Origin of the sequence: Methylocystis bryophila (assembly GCF_027925445.1) — a bacterium.
GTDB classification, from domain to species: Bacteria; Pseudomonadota; Alphaproteobacteria; order Rhizobiales; family Beijerinckiaceae; genus Methylocystis; species Methylocystis bryophila.
Window position 1 is genome coordinate 552763 of the sequence record NZ_AP027149.1, and the last position, 20705, is coordinate 573467.

Genomic DNA, 20705 nt, shown 5'->3' on the forward strand with positions numbered 1-20705 from the left:
TTCCTCGATGACGGTGGCCCGGCCGCCTCTTATGATCGCAACGCCCAAAAGCTCTAGCCCCTGCCCCCGGCAGACGTCCAGCGACGCCAAATTTTCGAGGAACAGCGATGAGCCTAGCCTTGGACCGTTCAAAGAGCCGCGAGACCTTGCCGCAGATCAGCCTCCTCGAGGAATTTCTGCTTCTGGCGCTCGAAGACGGCGGCGGCGAGTTCGACAACGTGCCGGAGATTTATCTGAGCTGTGGGGTCGCCGGCGCGACGCTGATGGACCTTGCGCTGCGAGACCGCATAGATTCCGATCTCGAAGGCGTGTTCGCCGTAAATTCGGCGCCGACCGGCGACGCGATTCTCGATCGCGTCCTCGCCGAAATCGTAGCCGAGCCGAAACGCCTCAGCCCGCAGGAGTGGATATCGCGCCTTTCCCCGCAAGCGCCCGCCTTGCACAAGGCGGCGCTCTCCGAGCTCTGCGCGCGCGGCGTTCTGCGTCAGAGCGATCACGCCTTTCTCTGGGTGCTCAAGGAGCGCCGCTACCCGATCGTCGAGGGACAGGAGCGGCCCGAGGCGAAGCGACGCATTCTCGCGCTGCTCTACAACGACGACCTTCCCTCTCCCGCGGATGTCGCGCTCACCGCGCTTGCGAACGCCTGCTTCCTCTTCGAACGCATTCTCACGCCGAAAGAGCTGAAGCGCGTCAAACCGCGCATCGAGCAGATCGCGCGCCTCGATCTTATCGGCGGCGAGATCTTGCGCACGGCGCAGCGCGTCAACATGGAGACGCGGGCGGCGGAGCGGCGCACGGTGATCGCGGGCCTCGCCGGCAATGTGATGGAGTGGTACGATTTCGGCATTTACGGCTTTTTCGCCGCAGCGATCGGCGCGCAGTTTTTTCCAAGCGGCGACCCCTCGACCTCGCTGCTCGCCTCCTTCGGCGTTTTCGCGGCGGGCTTCCTCGCGCGGCCGCTCGGCGGTCTGCTCTTTGGCCATATCGGCGATCGCCTGGGCCGACGCGCCGCCGTCGTCTCTTCCGTCGTGCTGATGATCATACCGACGCTCTTCATGGCGCTGCTGCCGACCTATGCGCAGATCGGCGTCGCGGCGCCGATCCTTCTCGTGCTGCTGCGGCTGGCGCAGGGCCTCGCGGTCGGCGGCGAATATACGACGTCGATGGTCCTGCTCGTCGAGGAAGCGCAGCCGAGCCGGCGCGGCTTCGTGGGGAGCTTTGCGCCCTTCGGCGCGCTCGGCGGCCTGCTGCTGGGTTCTGCGGTCGGCGCGGCGCTGCTGGCGATTCTGCCGGAACGGGACGCCTCGACCTGGGGCTGGCGCCTCGCTTTCTTCAGCGGCTTGCTGATCGGCCTCGTGGTCTTCCTGATCCGTCGCCGCCTCCCGCCGGACAAGAAGATTTTGGAAGCCGAGCAAGCCCGCAAATCGCCGCTCGGCGAAGCCTTCCGCACGCAATGGCGCACGATCCTCAAGGTCCTCGGCTTCACACTTGGCCACGGCGTCGGCTTCTATCTCTGTTTCGTCTATCTCTCGACCTGGCTGAAGGAGCAGCAGCACGTCGCTTCCTCGACGGCGCTGACGCTGAACAGCATCGCGATTTTCGCCATGCTGATCTTTACGCCGCTCGCCGGCGCGCTATCGGATCGCATCGGCCGCAAGCCCGTGCTGATCGCCGGCGCGGCCGGGATGGCGCTTTTCGCCTGGCCCTTGTTGTGGATCATCGACACGCCGCACCTGCCCGCCATCCTCGCGGGACTCGGCGCCTTCGCGCTGTTGCTCTCGTGCAATGGCGCGGGCCCGGCCTTCCTGGTGGAGGCGTTCCCCAAGCATGTGCGATGCTCGGGGCTTTCCATCGCCTATAATCTCGCGCAGTCGATCTTCGGCGGCACCGTGCCGATGGTCGCCGTGTTCCTCATCAAGATCACCGGCAATCCGCTGGCGCCCGCCTTTTATCTGGCGGCTGCGTCGGCTCTGTCCTTGGCTATGGCGCTGCTCATCGGCCGCGAGACAGAGGCGGAGGAAGCGCCGTGATCGAGACGTGGATTTCACGCCTCCCCTATCGGCCTCCCTCACGCTCAAAGCACTGCCGAAAGTGCTGCGTCCGACGGTCTTCAAAATTGCAACGAGAGCATTGCACAATGTTTTTCTGCCGTTGCGGCCCGTTTCAGCGAAGAGCAAATTAGAGCATCTCACGGAAAGGCGCGAAGCGGTTTTCCGGTCGAGACATGCTCTAAGCTTTTGATTTGGAGCGCCGACGGCGGAGTCTGCGCCGCGAGGAGGAGATCGATGAGCGCCGCCTACGAAAAGGATTTCTACGCCTGGGCGAACGAGCAGGCCGCGCTGCTGCGCGCGGGCCGCCTCAACGAAGCCGACATCGCGCATATCGCCGAGGAGATCGAGAGCATGGGAAAGGCGGAACAACGCGAGCTCGTCAGCCGTCTCACCGTCCTGCTGCTGCATTTGCTGAAATGGCGGGTTCAGCCAGGAATGCGCGGAGGCTCCTGGGAAGCGACGATCAAGGTGCAACGCCGCGACCTGAGCCGCTTGTTACGCGACAATCCCAGCCTCAAATCAAAGCTCGACGAAGCCATGGGCGACGCCTACGGCGACGCGATCATCCTCGCCGCGAGCGAGACAGGTCTTTCGGAAGCATCCTTGCCGTCAGCCTGCCTCTGGAGCTTCGAGCAGGCGATGGACGCTGAGTTCTGGCCTGAATGAGCGGTTTCTGTTGATTACCGCCCGCTGCGAGACGCCGTCCAGCGGCCGCCGCAATAATCGCTGCCCGACGACCAGGCGCCCTTGCCGCTGGAGCCGGCAAGCCTTCCATTCGCCCGCGAGACATGGCCATTCGCATCGGTGAAGCGCGCCACGAAGGTGCCGTTGCCCTCGACATAGCCCCAGGGCTGCGAGGCCCCGCCATTGGCGGAGACGACGCGGCCGCCCTGGATCGTCACGTCGCGCGGCTCGAGCGCCGGGCAATTGCCGGCCGTCGTCGTCGAGTTGAAGGTCCAAACGCCGTCGTTGCGGCCGCCTGAGGCGCCGTCGTCGCCGCCTCCCTGCTGCGACGAGCGGCGCGCCGCAGCGGGAGAAGCGAGGGAGAGAACGAGCGCGGCGATCGACGCCGCGAGAACAACAGAACGCGTGGTCACAGGGCCTCCTCGAACGCGCGCTGCAACAGGGCGAGCATGTCGCAGCCCACGAATATGAATTTCTCGACTCCCGCCTGGCGAAGCGCCTCTTCCATGTCGCCGGGGCGGCCAGCCAGATAGAGCCTTGCGCCGGCGCCGCGGAGAGCGAGCGCCGTAGGCTTTGCTGCATCGCAGTAAATCGCGTCGGCGGAACAAAGACAAGCGAGTTTTGCGCCGCTCTCGCGATAGGCCGCGACGATTTCGGCGCTGTCGTCGGTCGTCGGACCGAACACGGCCTCGATCCCGCCGGCCTCGAAGAAGTTCTTGGCGAAATTCGCGCGCGCGGTGAAGGCCGCAACGGGGCCGAGCGTCGCGAGGAACACGCGCGGGCGCGCGCCGGTCTTCTCGAGATGCGCATCGGAGGCTCGGCGCAGCGCCTCGAAAGGCTCGGAAAGACGCATGGGGCGCAGCGCCTTTTCATCCCCGGCCAGCGCGCCGGCGGCGGACGCGTCGAAGGGCGCGAGCACGGAAAGCGGTTTTTCGGCGATGTCGGGAAATTCATTGGAGCCCGTGATCTTCTCCTTAGCGCGGGCGACTGCGGCGGCGCGGGCTTTGGCGACCTCTAAGACCTCGGACTGGAAGCGGCCCAATTCCAAGGCCTTCGGCAGGCCGCCCTCCGTCTCGATCTTGCGGAAGGCGTCCCAGCCGCGCTCGCAAAGCGCCTCGGTCAAGGCCTCGAAACCGCCGGCTCCGGCCGAAGGATCGTCGACGACGTGCAGATAGCTCTCGTCCTGCAGCACGAGCTGCGTGTCGCGGGCGAGGCGGCGCGCGAAGGCGTCGGGCGCGCCGAGCGCCTGCGTGAAGGGCAGCGCCGCGACAGCGTCGGCCCCGCCGACGGCGGCCGAAAAGACGGCGACGGTCACGCGCAGCAGATTGCTCCACGGGTCGCTCACGCTCATCATGCGCCAAGCGGTCTCGGCGTGGATCAACGCCGGCTCGGGCGCAAGCCCGCAGGATTCCTCGACTTTCGCCCAGAGGCGGCGCAAAGCGCGCAATTTTGCGACCGAGGCGAACTCGTCGGCGTCGACGGCGAGACGGAAGAACAGTAGACGGCGGGCTTCCTCCAGGCCGAGGCCCGCGTCGGCGAGCGCGCGCAGATAGGCGACGCCGGCGGCGAGCGTATAGCCCAGCTCCTGCGCCTCGGTCCCTCCGGCGGCGTGAACGAGGCGCGCGTCGGCCGCGACGACGCCCTGCCGATAGCCCTGCGAAGCGAGACGTTTGGCTTTTTCGCCAAAACTTTTGGCTCGCGAAGCGAAAGTTTCGCTTCCGAAGCCGACCCGCAACGCCGCGCCCAGCGGATCGAGCGCGAAGAGCACTTGCGTGATCGACGGCTCGATATGGAGGCTGTCGACGAGCCGCGCCAGGGCCTCGGGCGCCTGCGGCGCGAGGGGCGAATCCTCGAGCGCGATGGGCAGGCCCCAATCGATCCGCACCTTGTCGAAAAGCTGCGCGACCGCCGCGTCGCCGTCGCTTGCGAGCGCCGTCCCATAGGCGCCGAGCGCGCCGCGGAACACGAGCTGTAAGCCGTCGGCGCCGCCTTCGAGATCCTCGAGCGCCTGGGCGTTGGCGCTTTCCACGTCGGCGAGATCGGCCCGCGCCAGGACCGCCCAGCGACCGGGCGTCTTGCGCAGGGCGCGCGGACCGGGCGCCGCGGCCGGCGGATAGAGAGGCTCGATCCTGCCGCCGTCGTAAGTTTTGGCGATGAGCTTCTCAAAGGCGCCGCCCTTCAGCGCGCGATCAACGGCCTTGCGCCAAAGATCTTCGCCAGCCTGCGGAAATTCTCCCCCTAGACCCGTGTCGTCGAACGTCATGCCTATAGCCCGGACTTCCCTTTTGATCTGGCCTTTTGGCACGAACCGCGCCGATGGCCAATCCCGCGCCTTGCCGCAGGCGGGCTTGGCGTCAAGCAGCCGCGAACGGCTCGCTGAAGATACGATCGCGGGGAACGCCAGCTTTGCAGCCGACGGCCTGCGTCGCCTGGATCAGCGCCGGCGGCCCGCAGACATAAAGGTCAGGAATCCCATCCGCTTCGGCGAGAGCGGCGGCGAGGGCGTCAGCCGGCGTCCCCGCAAAGCCCGTCCACCCCGGGAGAGGCTTCCAAATGCAGATCGTCGTCGCCAGCCGCGGCAGAACTTGCTTGAGCGCGTCGATGGCCTCCAGAGCGAACAACTCTTCTTGCGTATTGACGCCGAAGAACAGGCGCGTCTCACGCGCATCGCCAAGCTCCGCCATCTGCCTCAATATCGAGAGCATGGGCGCGACGCCCGTGCCGCCGGCGACGAACCAGCGGGCGGCTTGGCTGGCCTCGTCAGCGGCGAAGCTTCCTTGCGGTCCTTTCACAAGCAGGAGGTCGCCAGGCTTTGCCGCGCCTTTGAGATAGTCGGAGAAAACCCCTCGTGGATGCAAACGAATGAAAAATTCCAACTTGCCGTCCCAGTTCGGCGTATTGGCGAGGGAATAGGCGCGGCGCGTCGATGTCTCGGGATGCGTCAGCTCCACAAATTGTCCGGGAATGAAGTCGGCGGCGCGCCCATATGCGGCGTCGTCCTCGTAGTGGAGCACGAGCCGCACGGCTCCTGCGCCAGCCGGCGCAATCTCGGATAGGCGCGCCGCGCGCTCGGGCACGGGAGCGAAGCCGACGACGGCCTTGTCGAAGGGTGCCGACAGCTCGAGATTGCTTTGCGCCTTGGCGCGGCACAGGAGAATGTCGCCCTCGGCGCGGGCGTCGTCGGAGAGCGCCGCGGTCGAGTAGGCGTTGAGTGTGACCGCCCCGCTCCTGCACGTCACGCGGCAGACGCCGCAGCCGCCTTCGCGGCAGACGGAGGGCAAAATAATTTTCGCCTTCGCCGCCGCGTCGAGCAGCGTCTCCGAGGACTCTGCGTCAAAGGCGATCGACGCCCCGTCGCGGGTGAGGAGATTGATCTTGTACATGCAGACTCGTCCGGTTGGCGCGGGGGAGCCCGGACGCGCGAGCGTCCAGGGCCAAGGCTGACGGATCAATCAGGCGGCGTGCGCCAGCGAAGCTTCGATGTCCGCTTTGGCGTCGCCGATCGGCGCGATGCCAAATTTTTCGACGAGCACATTGACCAGCGTCGGCGTCAGGAAGGCCGGCAGCGTCGGACCGAGTCGCACATTGCGCACGCCGAGCGCCAGCAGCGTCAGCAGAACGGCCGCGGCCTTCTGCTCGAACCAGGAGACGATCAGCGACAAGGGCAGCTCGTTGACGCCGACGCCGAAGGCCTCGGCGAGCTTGGTGGCGACAACCAAGGCGGAATAGGCGTCGTTGCACTGGCCCATGTCAAGCAGTCGCGGCAGCTCGCCGATCGACCCGAAATCGCGCCGATTGAAGCGATATTTGCCGCAGCCGAGCGTCAGCACCATCGTGTCCTGCGGCGCGTGCTCGGCGAAGTCGGTGTAATAGTTGCGGCCGGGCGCCGCGCCGTCGCAACCGCCGACGAGGAAGAAGTGGCGGATGGCGCCGGCCTTCACGGCCTCGATCACCTTGTCGGCGACGCCGAGAACCGCGTCATGGCCAAAGCCGATGGTCACCCTCTCTTCCGGAGCATCCTCGGCGAAACCCGGGAGCGCCAAAGCGGCCTGCGCAACCTGCGAAAAATCCGCGTTCTCAATATGGCGGATGCCCGCCCAGCCGACCGGACCGGCGGTGAAGATGCGATTGCGGTAGCGCGGCTGCGGCTCGATGAGGCAGTTGGAGGTCATGACGATTGGGCCGGGGAATTCGGCGAATTCCCTCTGCTGATCCTGCCAGGCGCCGCCGTAATTGCCGGCGAGATGCGGGTAGGCCTTGAGCTTGGGATAGGAGTGCGCGGGCAAGAGCTCGCCATGCGTATAAACGTTGATCCCTTTGCCTTTGGTCGCTTCGAGGATCGCCGCGAGATCCTTCAAATCGTGGCCAGAGACGAGGATTGCTTTGCCCTTCAGCGGCGTCATGCGGACCTGCGTCGGCGCCGGCGTTCCGAAACTACGGGTATTGGCGGCGTCGAGCGCCTCCATCGCGACGAAATTGGCGCGGCCGAGCGCCAGCGCCTCATCAAGCAAGGGCGCGATTTCGGTCGGCTCGCTGGCGAGGAGGTCGAGGGCGTGCTCGACGGCTTCGTAAATGGCGTCACGCTCCTGGCCCAGCACCTCGGCGTGATGCGCGTAAGCGCAAACCCCTTTGAGGCCATAAAGCACGAGCGAGCGCAGGCCGATCACGTCTTCGCCGAGGCTCTCGACGTCCTTGCGGACCCCAGCTTCCCCCGCCTGAGCGAGAAGCCCCTGCATGTCCGTCGCCGGTCGGAAGAAGGCGGCGGCCCCCGCGAGCCGCTCCGGCGCTTTGCCAGCCGCGGTCGCCGCCTTTTCATAGAGGGCCTTGGCGCGATCGCGATGTCCCGCGGCCTCCTGGATGAGCACGACGAACTTCCCGGCGTTGAAGTTGACGTTCGTCAGCGTCGTGAAGAAGGCGAAGAGAATGAAGCGATCGGCTTCCGCGTCGGTCGCGCCGAGCGCGCGGGCGCGATGCAAATATTGGCCGGTTCCCTCGCAGAGATGGAGCAGCACGTCCTGAAGATCGGCCGTGGCGGCGTCCTTGCCGCACATGCCCTTGGGGCCGGCGCAGCCCGTCGCGGCTTCGGATCGAAACGTCTGCTCGCATTGGTAACAAAACATCGGCGCTCCCTTTCTCGGTAGGTTGGGACTGGCGCCCAGGGACCGGGCGCTAAATTCAGTATTCTAAATACCTATTATAGCGCGGGCCTGTCAAGCCGCCGCTCCGGGACGCGGGCGGGGCGCGGGAAAGACTCTTAGTCGGTGAGCGCCGCGAGAGGCGAAACGCTCGTCCCTTCAAGACAGTCGCTGATGGTGTATCGGTCGAGCTCGCGCAAGAAACCGAGCTGCGCGCGCGCCAACATGCCCTTCAGACGACAGCGCGGCAAAAGCGCGCAGTCGTTCCATCCCTCGCGAAAGCAATCGACGAGCGCTTGTTCCTTATCGAGGGTTCGCACGACTTCGCCGATGCGGATGTCGCGCGGGTCGCGCGCCAGGCGCACCCCGCCTTGCGCGCCGCGAATGCCCTCGAGATAACCGGCGGCGGTCAGCTCCTGAAGCACCTTCGCCATATGATGGCGAGAGACGTGAAAATGATCGGCGATCGCGGAGGCGCTCAGCACTTCCTCTTTCCGATCCGCCAGCAGAATCAGAGCGCGCAGTCCGAAATCGGTAAAGCTGGTCAATTTCATCGACGGAGCTTATCACGGTATCGGAAATTCCGGAATAGTGGCGTCATTGCCGCGGCGACCGTCTCCCTCAGGGATAGAGGGTCGATCCAAGGCGCGGCGGCGTGCGCCTGGAGGCGGCCTAACGGCGGCTGAAAGAGGTCGTGGCGGAAGATTTCGGATCGACGGATCCTGCGGACTCGTTTACTGCCGTAGCGTTTCTCCCCGGGAGCGTTGCGGGCTGCTCTTGAGCAAAACCAGTGATCTGCAGGGGCCCGATTGCCGGCCCGCCGCCGCCGGGAGCGGCTTGTGAGGCGCAGCTTCGTCGCGCCGCTTTTGGCCGTGCTCGCGCTGGGCGGCTGCATGGTCGGCCCCGATTACGTCCCTCCCCCGGTTCTGGCGCCAGAAAAATTCAAGGAACTCAAAGGCAATCTGGTCCAGGGCTGGAAGCTCGCCGCGCCGCAAGACAGCGTCGACGCCGGTCCCTGGTGGACAGTCTACGGCGACCCGGCTCTCGACGCGCTCGAGGCGCAGGTTGAGGTCTCCAACCAGACCGTCGCCGCGGCTGTGGAAGCCTACGAACAGGCGCGCACATTGGTCCGCGAGGCGGAGGCGGCGTTGTTCCCCACCGTCAACGCCGGCTACTCGACGTCGCGCCAATACACGGGCAAGAGCCTCGTCAGCGGCTTCTTGATCGCGCCGGGCAACGCGCCCGCCATCGCCACCCCCTCCAACGCCTCGCTGAACGGGAAGACGACTGCGATCTACACGACGCAGGGAAATCTGACCTGGGAACTCGACATCTGGGGCAAGATCCGCCGGCAGATCGAGAGCCAGACCGCGGGCGTGCAAGTGAGCGCGGCTGATCTCGAGAATGTGAAACTCTCGGCGCAGGCCGCGCTCGCCGCGGCCTATTTCAACCGGCGCGCCGCCGTGTCGTTGAGGGCGCTGCTCCAGGAGACCGCGGAGGAATATCGCAAAACGCTCGAGATCGTCCGCAACCAGTACAAAATCGGCCTCGCCGCCCGAGCCGACGTCGACGCCGCCGAGACCCAGCTCATTTCCACGGAAGCGCAAGCGATCAACACGGGGGTCATGATCGCGCAACTCGAGCACGCCATCGCCATGCTGATCGGTAAGGCGCCGGCAGAGCTCTCGCTGCCACAGGCGGGTCTCGTCGGGGGCATTCCCGCTTTCCCTGTCGAGGTTCCCGCGACGCTGCTCGAGCGGCGGCCCGACATCGCCGCCGCCGAGCGCCAGATGCAGCAAGAGAACGCGTTGATCGGCGTGGCGCTCGCCGCCTATTATCCGGACATCACGCTCTCGGCGACCTTTGGCTACGCGGGACATGTCCCGCTGCCGATCAATCCCGCACACGAGTTCTGGTCACTCGCCGCCTTGGCGAAGCAGACGCTGTTCGAGGGCGGACTGCGCTCGGCGCAAGTCGACTATGCGACCTCCACCTACCGACAAAGCGTCGCCGCCTATCGTCAAACCGTGCTCGCAGCGTTTCAACAGGTCGAGGATCAGCTCGCGGCGATCCGCATCCAGAGGCAGCAGCTCGAGGCGGAGGAAAAGGCGATCGTCGTCGCCAGACGGACGGTCGCCTTTTATTTGAACCAATATCGCGTGGGCTGGGTCGCCTTCACGGCCGTCGTCGTCGCGGAAGCGCAGTTGTTCGCCGCCGAGCAGACCGCCTTGATGACGCGCCAGAACCTCTTCGCCGCGAGCGTGGCCCTGATCGAGGCGCTCGGTGGCGGCTGGAACAACTCGAAACTGCCGACGACCGCCGAAGCGACGCCCCGGATTTCAATCCTGCCGAAGATACCGCCGGGCGCGCCGCCGCCGCTGGCCGTGGGGGAGCAGAAGTGCTGCAGTGCGCAGTGAATGCCGAGGGTCACCTCTCGGAGACGAGAGGACATCCTCCTTCACCGAGCGGGCGAAAGGCCTCGTCGGCGGGAATGGTCTGCAACAGCTTGAGATAATCCCATGGATATTTCGACTCGGCGGGCGTCTTCGCCTCGAAGAGATACATGTCCCGCACGACCCGGCCGTCGATCCGGAGCCGGCCGTCATGGGTCATGAAGTCGTTGATGGGCGTCTCCCGCATCTTCGCCATGACAGCCTCCGCATCGGCGCCGCCAACAGCCTGCACCGCCTTTAGATAATGCGCGAGAGCCCCGTAGACGCCGGCCTGCACCATGGTCGGCATGCGCTTCGTCTTGGCGAAGAAGCGCGCGGCCCAGCGCCGCGTCGCGTCGTTTTGGTCCCAATAATAGGCCGAAGTCATCCGCAGGCCCTGCGCGATTTGCAGACCGAGGCTGTTCACATCGGCGATGGAGACGAGCAGGCCGGCAAGACGCTGACCGTCCTGAACGATGCTGAATTCGCTCGCCTGGCGGAGGGCGTTGATCATGTCCTGCCCGGCGACGGCGAGACCGACGACCGTCGCTTGTGAGTTTTTGGCCTGCAACAGATATCGCGAGAAATCCATCGTTCCGAGCGGAGCCCTCGCCCCGCCCAGCACCATTCCGCCCTCGGACCGGATCACGTCGCTGGCGTCTCGCTCCATTGCGTCGCCGAAGGCATAGTCCGCCGTGATGAAGAACCAGCTGTCGCCGCCCGCGTTGATGATCGCCTGAGCTGTCCCATGCGCCGCCGCGTAGGTGTCGTAGGTCCAGTGAACGGAATAGGGAGAACAGCTCGGTCCGGTGAGGTCGTCGGACGCGGGGCTCGAGAAGAGCACGATCCTCTTGGCTTCGCGGGAAACCTGCTGAACCGCCAGCGCCACCGCGGAATTCGGGACATCGGCGATGACATCGACGCCTTCGGCGTACCATTTCCGGGCGATCGCCGCGCCGTTCTTGGCGTTGTTGTGGGGGTCAGCAAACACGAACCCGACCGGCGCGCCCGCGCTCGCGCCGAAATCCTCGATCGCCATGCGCGCGGCCTCGATCGCCCCCTTGCCGCCGCTCTGAGAATAAACTGAAGACAGATCGGCGAACATGGCGATCTTGAGCGGGCGCCGCTCCCCGCCCCCGGCGCCGCTCGGCGCGAACAGCGCCAGGACGGCGGCGAGCGCAACCAGCGACGTCCTAGCGCGTTTCCCGCTCGAACGGAATCGTTCGAGCGATAAGGAATCGCGCCAAATCAAAAAGTTGGAGCATGTCATGACCGGAAAACCGCTTCGCACTTTTCCGTGACATGCTCTAGCGCGGTTCTCCCGATTTCTCACGGAGAGGCCCCCGGCGGCGGCGCGCGAATCTCCACGCGGGCGCCGTCTTGGAGATCGACAGGGGGACGCACGATGACCTGCTCGCCGGCCTTCACGCCTTCGGAAACCTCGACTTCCGTGCCGAAGTCCCGCAGGATCGTTATCTTGCGCATGTGGGCGACGCCATTCTCGACGACCGCCGCCAGCAGTCCGTTCTGGTTGAAGATGATCGCGCCAGCCGGAACGATGAGAGAAGGCGTCTTGCGCGGAATGCGCAGCTCTACGGTGCAATAGGTTCCGGCCGGCAAGACGTCGTTGGGGTTGGGGACGTCGATTTCGGCGAGGAGCGTGCGCGTGCCGGGCGCCAGCGCCCCCGCCACTCTCGTCACCTTGCCGGGAAATCCGCGTCGAGCCATTTCGGGCACGCGGACGACGCCCTCCACCCCGGGCGTCAGGCCGGAGGCCTGATCCTGCGGAATATAGGTCTGGACGCGGATCACATTGCTGTGAATCATCGTGAACAGGGATGTCCCGCTGTTGGAATCGGCCTGAACGAGCGCCCCGACGTCGATGAAGCGCGCGGTGACCGTGCCGTCGAAGGGCGCCGTGACCTTCTCGAAGCCGACCAGTTGCACGAGGCGGTCGACCGCCGCCTGCTGCGCCACGACATTCGCCTCTGCCACCGCGAGTGCCGCCTTCTCCGAAGCATAGGTCAAGCGATCGTTGTCGGCTTGCTGCCTGCTGACCGAGTCCGCAGAGACGAGCTTCGAACTGCGCGAGGTGGTGACCCGGCCCAGCTCCGCCGTCGCCTTGGCTTGCTCGACCGCCGCCTGCATCTGAACAAGCTGACCTCTCGCCTGGGCCAGCTGCTGGTCGAGATCGGGCGCCGCAATGACGGCGAGCACGTCCCCTGCGCGCACCTTGCTGCCGATATCGACATTGCGTGTGCTGATGTAGCCCGTCGCGCGCGCGAAGATGCTCGCCTGCGTGTATCCGAGGATGGTGCCGGGCCATGTCGTATGCGTCACAGCCTCGCTTTCCTTGACGGTTGCGACCTGAACCATGGGGACGAAGCTGCGGCGCTTCTCCGCATCCGCGACGGCCTGGTTGTGCTGCTGATAGTGCGTCCATGCGCCGCGGATGAGCGCGCCGAACAGCAGCAGGAGCGCCGCCATGCCGAAGAGCTGCGCCTTGGAGTACCGCCGCCAAGGCGCCGCGGGACCCGAATGGCCCGCCGCCGCCGACGCGTCATCAGCAGCGCTCATTGCCGCCGCCGGATCGCGAGACGTCATCAAATTTCCTCCGCGAAGACGCCATGCGTTTTCTTGCCGTCATTGCCCTTGCGCAAGACGGCGAAAAGGTAAGGGACGAAGAGCAGCGTCGTCGGCGTCGCGAAAAGGAGCCCCCCGATGACCGCGCGCGCCAGGGCGGCGTTCTGCTCCTCGCCGGGACCGCCGATCGCCATCGGCGTCATGCCGACGATCATCGCCGTCGCCGTCATCAGCACGGGCCTCATACGAGTCCGCCCCGCGGCGATCGCAGCGTCGAAGGCCGACATCCCCGCGAGCTGTTGTTCCCGGGCAAAGGTGACGAGCAGAATCGAATTGGCCGAAGCGACGCCGACCGCCATGATGGCCCCCATCAGCGAGGGCACGCTCAGAGTTGTGCCGGTCACGAAAAGCATCGTCACAATGCCGCAAAAAGTCGCCGGCAGCGCAAGTATGACGACGAGTGGATCGCCGAAGGTTTGGTAGTTCAGCACCATGAGCATGTAAACGAAGACCGCGGCGAAGATGAGGCCGGTCGTCATATTGCCGAAGGCGTCCTTCATGCTCGGAATCTGGCCGGCGATCTCGATCGAATTGCCCGGCGAGAGCTGCTTCTCGAACTCTGCGATCACGCCGTTGAGGCTCGCGGCCACGCCGCCGAGGTCGCGCGACTGCACATTGGCGTAGATGTCGTAGACGGGCTGGATGTTGGAGTGATTGGCGTTGGTCGCGACCGAATTCCGTCTGATGCTCGCGACGGTGCTCAGCATCGCAGGAATGGGGTCGCCGGTGGGCGCCGTCGCCGTGGAGATGGGCGTGTTCACCAGCGCATTCATCGAATCCACGAGATATTGCGGCGTCTGCACGGCAAAGTAATAGGGAATTCCCGAGCTCGGATCCGTCCAGAAATTCGGCGACACCTGCACCGAAGAGGCCAGACTGACATTGAGGTTGTTCGCGACTTGCGTCGCGGTCAGCCCGAATTGAATGGCGCGGGCGCGGTCGATATCGACGAAAAACTGCGGAGCGTCGACCTCCTGCTGAATATGGGCGTCCGCGATCCCCGGGATTTCGGCGAGCTTGCGCTGCATCTCGCGCGCGATGCGCAGATTTTTCACGCGGTCATAGCCGATCGTGCGCAGATCTATCTGCGCCGGTATGCCGAAATTGAGAATCTGCGTGACCATGTCCGCGGCCTGAAAATAGAAAATGTTTTCAGGGAAAGCGGCCCGCAGCTCCTCGCGCAGTCGGCGGACATATTCGGCCGTTGGGGCGTGATCCTCTTTCAGCGCGACCTGGATGACGCCGTCATTGACGCCGATCGTCGTCCCATCCGAGAAGGCGAGGTTATAGAGGCGCGCCGGGAGCCCGATATTGTCTACGATGAGCTCGAGATCCTTCTCCGGGATCACCTCTCGAATTTTATTCTCGACCGCCTGAAAGATCTGCTCCGTCACCTCGATGCGGGTGGCCGGCGGCGCACGCACGTGCAGCACGATCTGCCCGGCGTCGATCGGAGGAAAAAAATCGCGGCCGACAAAGGCAAACATGACCCCGCCGAGCGCAAGCACGACGACCGCCGCGATCGGCGCGAGAAATCTGCGATTGAGAATGAGATGCAGCAATTCGACATAGGCTGCGCGGAACCTCTCGAAGCGTTCCTCGAAAGCTTGGTGGAAGCGGGCGAACCAACCCATCCGGCCGGGACCCTTGCCCTCTCCTTTCTCATCACCGTGATGCTCGCCCTGCAGAAGCAGGCCAATCGTGACGGGCGTCAGAGTGCGAGAGAGACCATAGGACGCGAGCATGGCGAACACGACCGCCTCGCCGAGCGGCGTAAAGAGATATTTGGGCGGACCTTGGAGAAAGACCACCGACGTGAAGACGCAGCTGATGGCGAGCGTCGAAACAAGCGTCGGGACGGCGATCTCGGCCGCTCCATGCAGCGTCGCCTCGGGCAGAGGCTTCTTCTCCTCCGTCAAGAGACGGTGCGTATTCTCGATCGTCACCGTCGAATCGTCGACGAGGACGCCGACCGCGAGCGCCAGCCCGCCGAGAGTCATGGTGTTGAGCGTGCCGCCCAAAAGGTGAAGAACGACGAGCGCGCTCAGTATCGCGAGCGGAATCGAAATCATGACGATAAGGGTGGATCGCCATGAGCCGAGGAACAGAAGGATCATCAGCGCCGTCAGACCGGCCGCGATGACGCCTTCGCGGACGACGCCCGTCACCGAGTCGGTGACGAACACCGACTGGTCGAATAGCTCCTTGATCTCGAGGCCCGGCGGCGCGGATTTACGCGCGACGACGAGCGCTTCTTTGACGCGCCTCACGACCTCGACCGTGGAGGCGTTTCCGTTCTTGATGACGCTGATCAAAACCGAGCGGCGGCCGTTCTCCCGGACGACGTTCTGCTGCACCGCGGATCCGTCGCGAACCTGCGCCACGTCCTTGACGAAAACGGTCGCGCCGTCCGCATATTTCACCGGGATATTATTGAGCGCGTCGATGGTGATCGGCAGGGCGTTGGTCCGGACGTTGTAGTCCCTGTCTCCGATCTTCGCCGTGCCGGCGGGCAGCGTCAGCGCCTGGGAATTGACCGAGTTCACGATGTCGAGCGGCGTCAGCCCCTTGGCCAAAAGCTTCTCGGGGTTGATGTCGACCATGATCTGCCGGTATTTGCCTCCGGAAGGCGTGGGCAGCGTGACGCCGTGAATGGGCGCGAGAAGCTGGCGCAGTCGATAAATGCCGTAATCATAGAGCTGTTGCTCGCTCAAGGTCGACGAGCTCAGGCTGATCTGAAGCACGGGCACGCTCGAGGCGTTGTATTCCACGATCCACGGCGGCTCGATTCCCGGCGGCATGAGCGCTCGGATCGAATTGGTGGCCGCCACGATCTCGGAAATCGCCAGGTCTAGGCTTACATCCGGCTGAAAGAAGATCTTCTGAACGGAGATACCGTTCAGCGTTTGACCCTCCATATTCTTAATGCCATTCACGTTCGAGCTTATGGAATATTCGCTGTAGGTCGTAACGCGCTGCTCCATTTCCGGGGTGCTGAGGCCGGTATACTGCCAAATGACGGAGACGACGGGAATGTTGATCTCGGGAAAAATGTCCGTCGGCATGGCGAGGATCGCGGTCACGCCGAGAAAAAGAATGAGCATGGCCAGCACATAGAAGGTGTGCGGAAACCTCAAGGCGAAGCGGACGATCCACATTGGGCTTTACCCAGTATTCGGATTGAACAGACGCTCTAGAGCTGTCACGGAAAAATACGAAGCGGTTTTCCTGTCAGGGCATGCTCTCAGTCCTTGATTTGGAGCATGCCTTTTCGATCGCGTGACGCCGCGCGATCGGAACGCGTTCTATCGACCTGGAAGCGGTCCTAGCGTCTCCACCTCCTGAATGATAGTCATTTTCAAGCTTCCGCCAAGCAGACCGCTCCATAGACGCGCGCTTCGCCGGGTCCATGACGACCATCGGCCGTCTTCGACGCGAATTCGAGGTCGCCGCCCTCGCGCAACGCCGCTTACTCCTGCGGCGAGTCGACGCCGGGCCAGAACTTCACCCAATCATAATAGCTTGTCGCATCGGACGTGGGCGGCCCTCCGCCCCAATCCGCCTTGCCTGTCCAGGTGTTCATCATGATGAAACCCTTGGCGTTCGTGTTCAATGAGGAGTCCGAAAATCTGTGGACGATTTGGCCATCGACCGTAAAGGCGATGCTTTGAGCGGTCCAAAGAAATCCGTATCGATGAAAATCATGCGACGGATTGAAGGGCAGCTCGACGATATATTCGATATTCGCAGGATGAATGAAGAGGTGAACCTTTCCGCTGTTCGCGGAGGAGATCCAAGGCTCGTTCGTCAAGAATTCCACGTCCCATTCGCGCGGGCCATATTTTGGCGCTTCGACCCAAAAGAATGAGGCGCAGACCCCGGGAACGTCCGTCACTTTCATTCTCGTCTCGTAATAGCCATAGCCATAGGACGGCAAAGTCTGAATTTCGGACCCGCGCAAGGCGTTGGCTTTCACGCTGAGCGATAAGAAGCCGCCCGGTTGCCCGTTGTGCACGGACATGAGAGACGCCAACGCCGGATCGAGGACATTGTTTCCCGTTCCCGTCCAAACGCCTGCGATACGCCAAATTTGGTCGGAAGAGAGATTTCCCTCCCAAGGCAGAAATTCCTGATGCAAGAGCGGTCCGCCCTTCTGAGCGGTTTCGCCCGCGGCGGTCGAGGTCTGCTCTCCAGCTCGGATCGGGCCTTCGCTTCGAGCCGCGGCTCGCGCCTCTGCATGATCTCCGCCTCCGCTCGCGGCCGGAAGGGATGGGCTTGCGCCGCTTAACGCCGCATGGAGCTGCGACAGCGCGTCCTCGGCTTGCCGAACAGCGACGTCGAGTTGGCGGTGTCGCCCGTGATAGGCCGCGAGCTTGAGAAGCGTGATGGCTTTCCTCACCTCGAAATCGTCAGCTTTCATCTTCGCCGCCGCCTCCGCATTCCGCAGAGCGGCGTCGGCATGGGTCGCGAGCGCTTTTCCGTCGCCGTCCTTGCCGCGCTTGAAAGCTTCTTCGGTGTCGAGGATCGCTGACTCCAGGCGACCTGCCCGCGGCTGGTTCGGAGCGGCGAGAGCGCTCGTCGCCATGCAGATAAGGAAAACGAGAAACCAATGTTTCATGGCTACAACTCTCCCGCCGCGCGGCTCGCGGAGAAACTGTCGTTAAGCAACCTAACCGACGAGAGGGGATGAACCAACGCGTTTGGCTTGCGTCCTCAACGCCCGCTCACAGCGTCAAACCGCTTCGTCACGCTCGTCGAGGCTTGTAACCGGCAGGATCAACGCAAAGACGGCGCCGCCTCCAGGATTGGGTTCAATCCAAATTTGCCCGCGATGTTCCTTGACGATCGAATGGATGATCGAGAGACCGACGCCGAGTCCTTGGGCCTTTGTCGTGACCAAAGGTTCAAACAGTTTGGTTTTGACCGCCGGTGAGATGCCCACGCCCGAGTCGGCGACATCGATTCGGATCGCATTGTCCTCGACGGCGCTAGATGAGATCGTGAGCCTTCGTTCGGCAGAGTTTTCCATGGCGTCGAATGCGTTCGAGATCAGATTGGAGAAGAGCTGCCGCATCTGCACGGGGTTCGCTACGACAGCGTCGTTCTGAGCCGTGAGGCTGGCTTCAATCTCGATATTTAATTGTTCACACCGATGTTGATTGGTCTCGAGCACGCTGCGGATCACCTTGTGCAGGTGCAACAACTGCTTTTCGGGGAGGCGCCCTTCAATCGAATTCCGCAGGTGCGCAATCACCTGGCGCAGATTGTCGAGTTGCGTCACCGCGTCTCGTAGCGGGACCTCGATCGGCAGTGATCGCTCCTCCGCTGGGACGCGCGACAGACGCTCGGCAGTCTGGACATGCGCCGTCGCTGCGGACAGAGGTTGGCTCAACTCGTGAGCCAGCGCCGCCGTCACATCGGCCATGGCGCCTAAGTTCTTCGCGCTCGCGCTCGCCTTTTGCTCGCTTGCGATTTGCGTCGCGATCAAAGTCTTCAGCTCCTTTTCGTAGTTGAAAGCGCCGAGGAGCAGCACGGCCAAGTAACCGATCAAGACGACCGCGATCAACACATGTTGAGTGTCGCCAACACGAAGAAGCACGAAGAGCGCTCCTATCGCGATGGGACCCGAAAAAGCCACCGCTGCGGCCGGCACGCTGGCCAGCATGAAAACGCCGCCGCCCAACATCCCCGTCGTGAGACAGGCGATGAGCAGCCTGCCGCCGAGGCTCGCGTGGGCAAAAAAGAGAAAGGGCAGCGCAGCCCACGCGACACCCAGCGCGATTGCGTAGAATATAAGGTGTTGAACGCCGCGCCGGCTGTTGGAAGGGCCTCTCTGAGAGATTGAGCGCCGCCGCCACTGACGCAGGGCTATCAAGCCTAAGAGGGACCAAACGACAATGGCCCAAGTCAAGACGGCAAGAAATGCATCCTCTTCTATACTTGAAAACAAGAAAACTAGCGAATTGCAAAAGCTGGAGAGCGTGCCAGCCCAGAACAGTCGCATCACCGCGGTCAGTTGCTCTGCTCTGAGCCGGCTGGCAATTTGTTCTGAGAGATCGACGCGCGCAATCAAAAGCTTCGTTCCGGGCAATCAAACCCTGCAGGGGGAGGGGGTATTCGCCCCCACGATCGAGCGTATAAGTCTTCAAAACCGGGGAGGATGAAGCTTCTGCGTCTTGCATAGTAATCATACCACAACGCGAAGACAAGCCTATAAGTACAAATACCTAGCCAGGCCTTCTTCTCTGTTGTCTCATGATTTAATGGAGGCATGACGCCCCTGACAAAACCCTTCCATGACGCCGCGTTAAGATGGAGCCGTGATCAATTCCGAAAAAAAAAATGGAGCAAGCTCGACGGAAGGTCGATTTTCACGTTTTCGTATCCTGGAGCGGAATATTCGCAAGCGGCGCAAAGCGCGGATCCAAGCGACCCGCCCCCGCTCCCTCATTTGTCGCGAGGCGAGAAAGCGGGCATAGAGGCCGCATCGAAAGCTGCATTGGAGAATAGGCGCAAATGGGGGGGCTGCTTCGCAAATTCCTGACCCAGTTCATCAAGTTCGGCGATCTCGAGGTCGAGACCGCGTCAGGGCGGAAATTTCGGGTGGGGGACGGAACGGGGCCTTCGGTCGCCGTGAGCTTTCGCGACGCCGGCGCAGAGCTGCGCCTTCTGCTCGATCCGGAGAGCGCCTTCGGCGACCTCTTCACCGACGGTCGGCTCGTCGTCACGCGCGGCTCAATCTTCGACGCGCTGATGATCGGCACGCGCAACGTCAATGTGGCGCAACCGCCGAAGTGGCTTGTCGCGGTCCAGAGATTTCGCTCGGCGGCGCGGCTCTTCGTGCAGCGCAACACCCCGGCCATCGCCAAGCGGAACGCCGAGAGCCATTACGACATCGACGGCCGGATCTACGATCTCTTCCTCGATGCGGACAAGCAATATTCCTGCGCCTATTTCGAGCGCGAGGGCCAGAGCCTCGAGGAGGCGCAGCTCGCCAAGAAGCGTCACATCGCCGCAAAGCTCGCCATAGAGCCAGGACAAAGCGTGCTCGACATCGGCTGCGGCTGGGGAGGCTTGAGCCTTTATCTTGCCGACGCCTGCGGCGCGAAGGTCACCGGGATCACGCTCGCGAGCGAGCAGCTCGTCATCGCGCGCGAGCGCGCCCAAAGGACCGGCCTCAGCGACCGGGTGAGCTTCGAGCTCGTCGACTATCGGAACATCGCCTCGCGCTTCGACCGGATCGTCTCGGTCGGCATGTTCGAGCATGTCGGCCAGCCGCATTACGACGAGTTCTTCAAGCGTGTCGCCGAGGCGCTCACCGACGACGGCGTGGCGCTCCTGCATACGATCGGCAACACCGGCGAGCCGGTCCCGACCAACGCCTGGGTCGTGAAGAACATCTTCCCCGGCGGCTATGTCCCGAGCCTTTCGGAGATCGTGCCGGCGATTGAACGCGCCGGCCTCATGATCTCGGACGTCGAGATCCTGCGCATCCATTACGCCGAGACGCTGCGCCATTGGCGCGAGCGCTTTCTCAGCCGTCGCGACGAGGCGAAGGCGATCATGGACGAGCGCTTCTGCCGCATGTGGGAGTTTTATCTCGCGATCTCCGAGGCGTCCTTCCGGCTCGGGATCACGGTGATCTTTCAGATTCAGCTCGTGAAGAAAGTGAACGCGCTGCCGCTGACGCGCGATTACATCGGCGAGACCGAGAAGAACTTGCGCCAAGGCGAGAAGGCCTTGGCTTAGGGGGCTTCGCG

The 20705-nt window shown here is 63.7% G+C and carries 14 protein-coding genes; 4 read left to right on the forward strand and 10 right to left on the reverse strand.

Annotated elements, in window-relative coordinates; all coding sequences use genetic code 11:
• Window positions 1-107: 107 nt before the first annotated feature.
• Both QMG80_RS02550 and QMG80_RS02555 read left to right on the forward strand, forming a co-directional pair.
• Window positions 108-2030 (forward strand): MFS transporter, encoded by a 1923-nt coding sequence (locus tag QMG80_RS02550; RefSeq protein ID WP_085771389.1) that lies wholly within the window; start codon window positions 108-110, stop codon window positions 2028-2030.
• Window positions 2031-2285: 255 nt separating this feature from the next.
• A complete protein-coding gene (locus QMG80_RS02555) occupies window positions 2286-2717 on the forward strand; it encodes a DUF29 domain-containing protein (protein ID WP_085771390.1) in 432 nt (143 codons plus the stop codon).
• 14 nt (window positions 2718-2731) lie between these two features.
• Here QMG80_RS02555 and QMG80_RS02560 read toward each other — a convergent pair whose 3' ends face one another.
• The 5 genes from QMG80_RS02560 to QMG80_RS02580 all read right to left on the reverse strand — a co-directional run bounded on the left by QMG80_RS02560 (window position 2732) and on the right by QMG80_RS02580 (window position 8424).
• Window positions 2732-3148 (reverse strand): hypothetical protein, encoded by a 417-nt coding sequence (locus QMG80_RS02560; protein WP_085771391.1) that lies wholly within the window; start codon window positions 3146-3148, stop codon window positions 2732-2734.
• On the reverse strand, window positions 3145-4998 hold the full coding sequence (locus QMG80_RS02565) for a methylmalonyl-CoA mutase family protein (RefSeq protein WP_085771392.1): 1854 nt from the start codon (window positions 4996-4998) through the stop codon (window positions 3145-3147). The genes QMG80_RS02560 and QMG80_RS02565 overlap by 4 nt, the downstream gene beginning before the upstream one ends.
• Before the next feature lie 91 nt (window positions 4999-5089).
• The gene (locus QMG80_RS02570; RefSeq protein WP_085771393.1) at window positions 5090-6118 is read right to left on the reverse strand and encodes a 2Fe-2S iron-sulfur cluster-binding protein; all 1029 of its coding nucleotides are present in this window, start codon (window positions 6116-6118) and stop codon (window positions 5090-5092) included.
• Window positions 6119-6187: 69 nt separating this feature from the next.
• Window positions 6188-7855 carry a hydroxylamine reductase gene (gene hcp / locus QMG80_RS02575; RefSeq protein ID WP_085771394.1) on the reverse strand — a complete coding sequence of 556 codons (1668 nt, stop codon included), beginning with the start codon at window positions 7853-7855 and terminating at the stop codon, window positions 6188-6190.
• Window positions 7856-7989: 134 nt separating this feature from the next.
• Window positions 7990-8424, reverse strand: a complete 435-nt coding sequence (locus QMG80_RS02580; RefSeq protein ID WP_085771395.1) for an Rrf2 family transcriptional regulator — start codon at window positions 8422-8424, stop codon at window positions 7990-7992.
• Window positions 8425-8709: 285 nt separating this feature from the next.
• Between QMG80_RS02580 and QMG80_RS02585 the strand changes: the two genes are divergently transcribed.
• The gene (locus QMG80_RS02585; protein WP_102938078.1) at window positions 8710-10287 is read left to right on the forward strand and encodes an efflux transporter outer membrane subunit; all 1578 of its coding nucleotides are present in this window, start codon (window positions 8710-8712) and stop codon (window positions 10285-10287) included.
• 10 nt (window positions 10288-10297) lie between these two features.
• Here the strand turns inward: QMG80_RS02585 and QMG80_RS02590 are convergent, their stop codons facing one another.
• From QMG80_RS02590 to QMG80_RS02610, 5 genes are all read right to left on the reverse strand, one after another.
• Window positions 10298-11572 (reverse strand): ABC transporter substrate-binding protein, encoded by a 1275-nt coding sequence (locus QMG80_RS02590; RefSeq protein ID WP_085771396.1) that lies wholly within the window; start codon window positions 11570-11572, stop codon window positions 10298-10300.
• Window positions 11573-11631: 59 nt separating this feature from the next.
• The gene (locus QMG80_RS02595) at window positions 11632-12879 is read right to left on the reverse strand and encodes an efflux RND transporter periplasmic adaptor subunit (protein ID WP_158658695.1); all 1248 of its coding nucleotides are present in this window, start codon (window positions 12877-12879) and stop codon (window positions 11632-11634) included.
• A 26-nt stretch (window positions 12880-12905) separates the two neighbouring features.
• Window positions 12906-16103, reverse strand: a complete 3198-nt coding sequence (locus QMG80_RS02600; protein ID WP_085771398.1) for an efflux RND transporter permease subunit — start codon at window positions 16101-16103, stop codon at window positions 12906-12908.
• Between the two features lie 311 nt (window positions 16104-16414).
• Complete coding sequence (gene smbP / locus QMG80_RS02605) at window positions 16415-17563, reverse strand: small metal-binding protein SmbP (RefSeq protein WP_085771399.1); 1149 nt, start codon at window positions 17561-17563, stop codon at window positions 16415-16417.
• Window positions 17564-17677: 114 nt separating this feature from the next.
• Window positions 17678-18544, reverse strand: coding sequence for a sensor histidine kinase (locus tag QMG80_RS02610; protein WP_281926161.1), 867 nt, complete (start codon window positions 18542-18544; stop codon window positions 17678-17680).
• 917 nt (window positions 18545-19461) lie between these two features.
• On the opposite strand from QMG80_RS02610, the gene QMG80_RS02615 reads away from it, so the two are divergent.
• Window positions 19462-20694, forward strand: a complete 1233-nt coding sequence (locus QMG80_RS02615) for an SAM-dependent methyltransferase (protein ID WP_085771401.1) — start codon at window positions 19462-19464, stop codon at window positions 20692-20694.
• Window positions 20695-20705 lie beyond the last annotated feature (11 nt).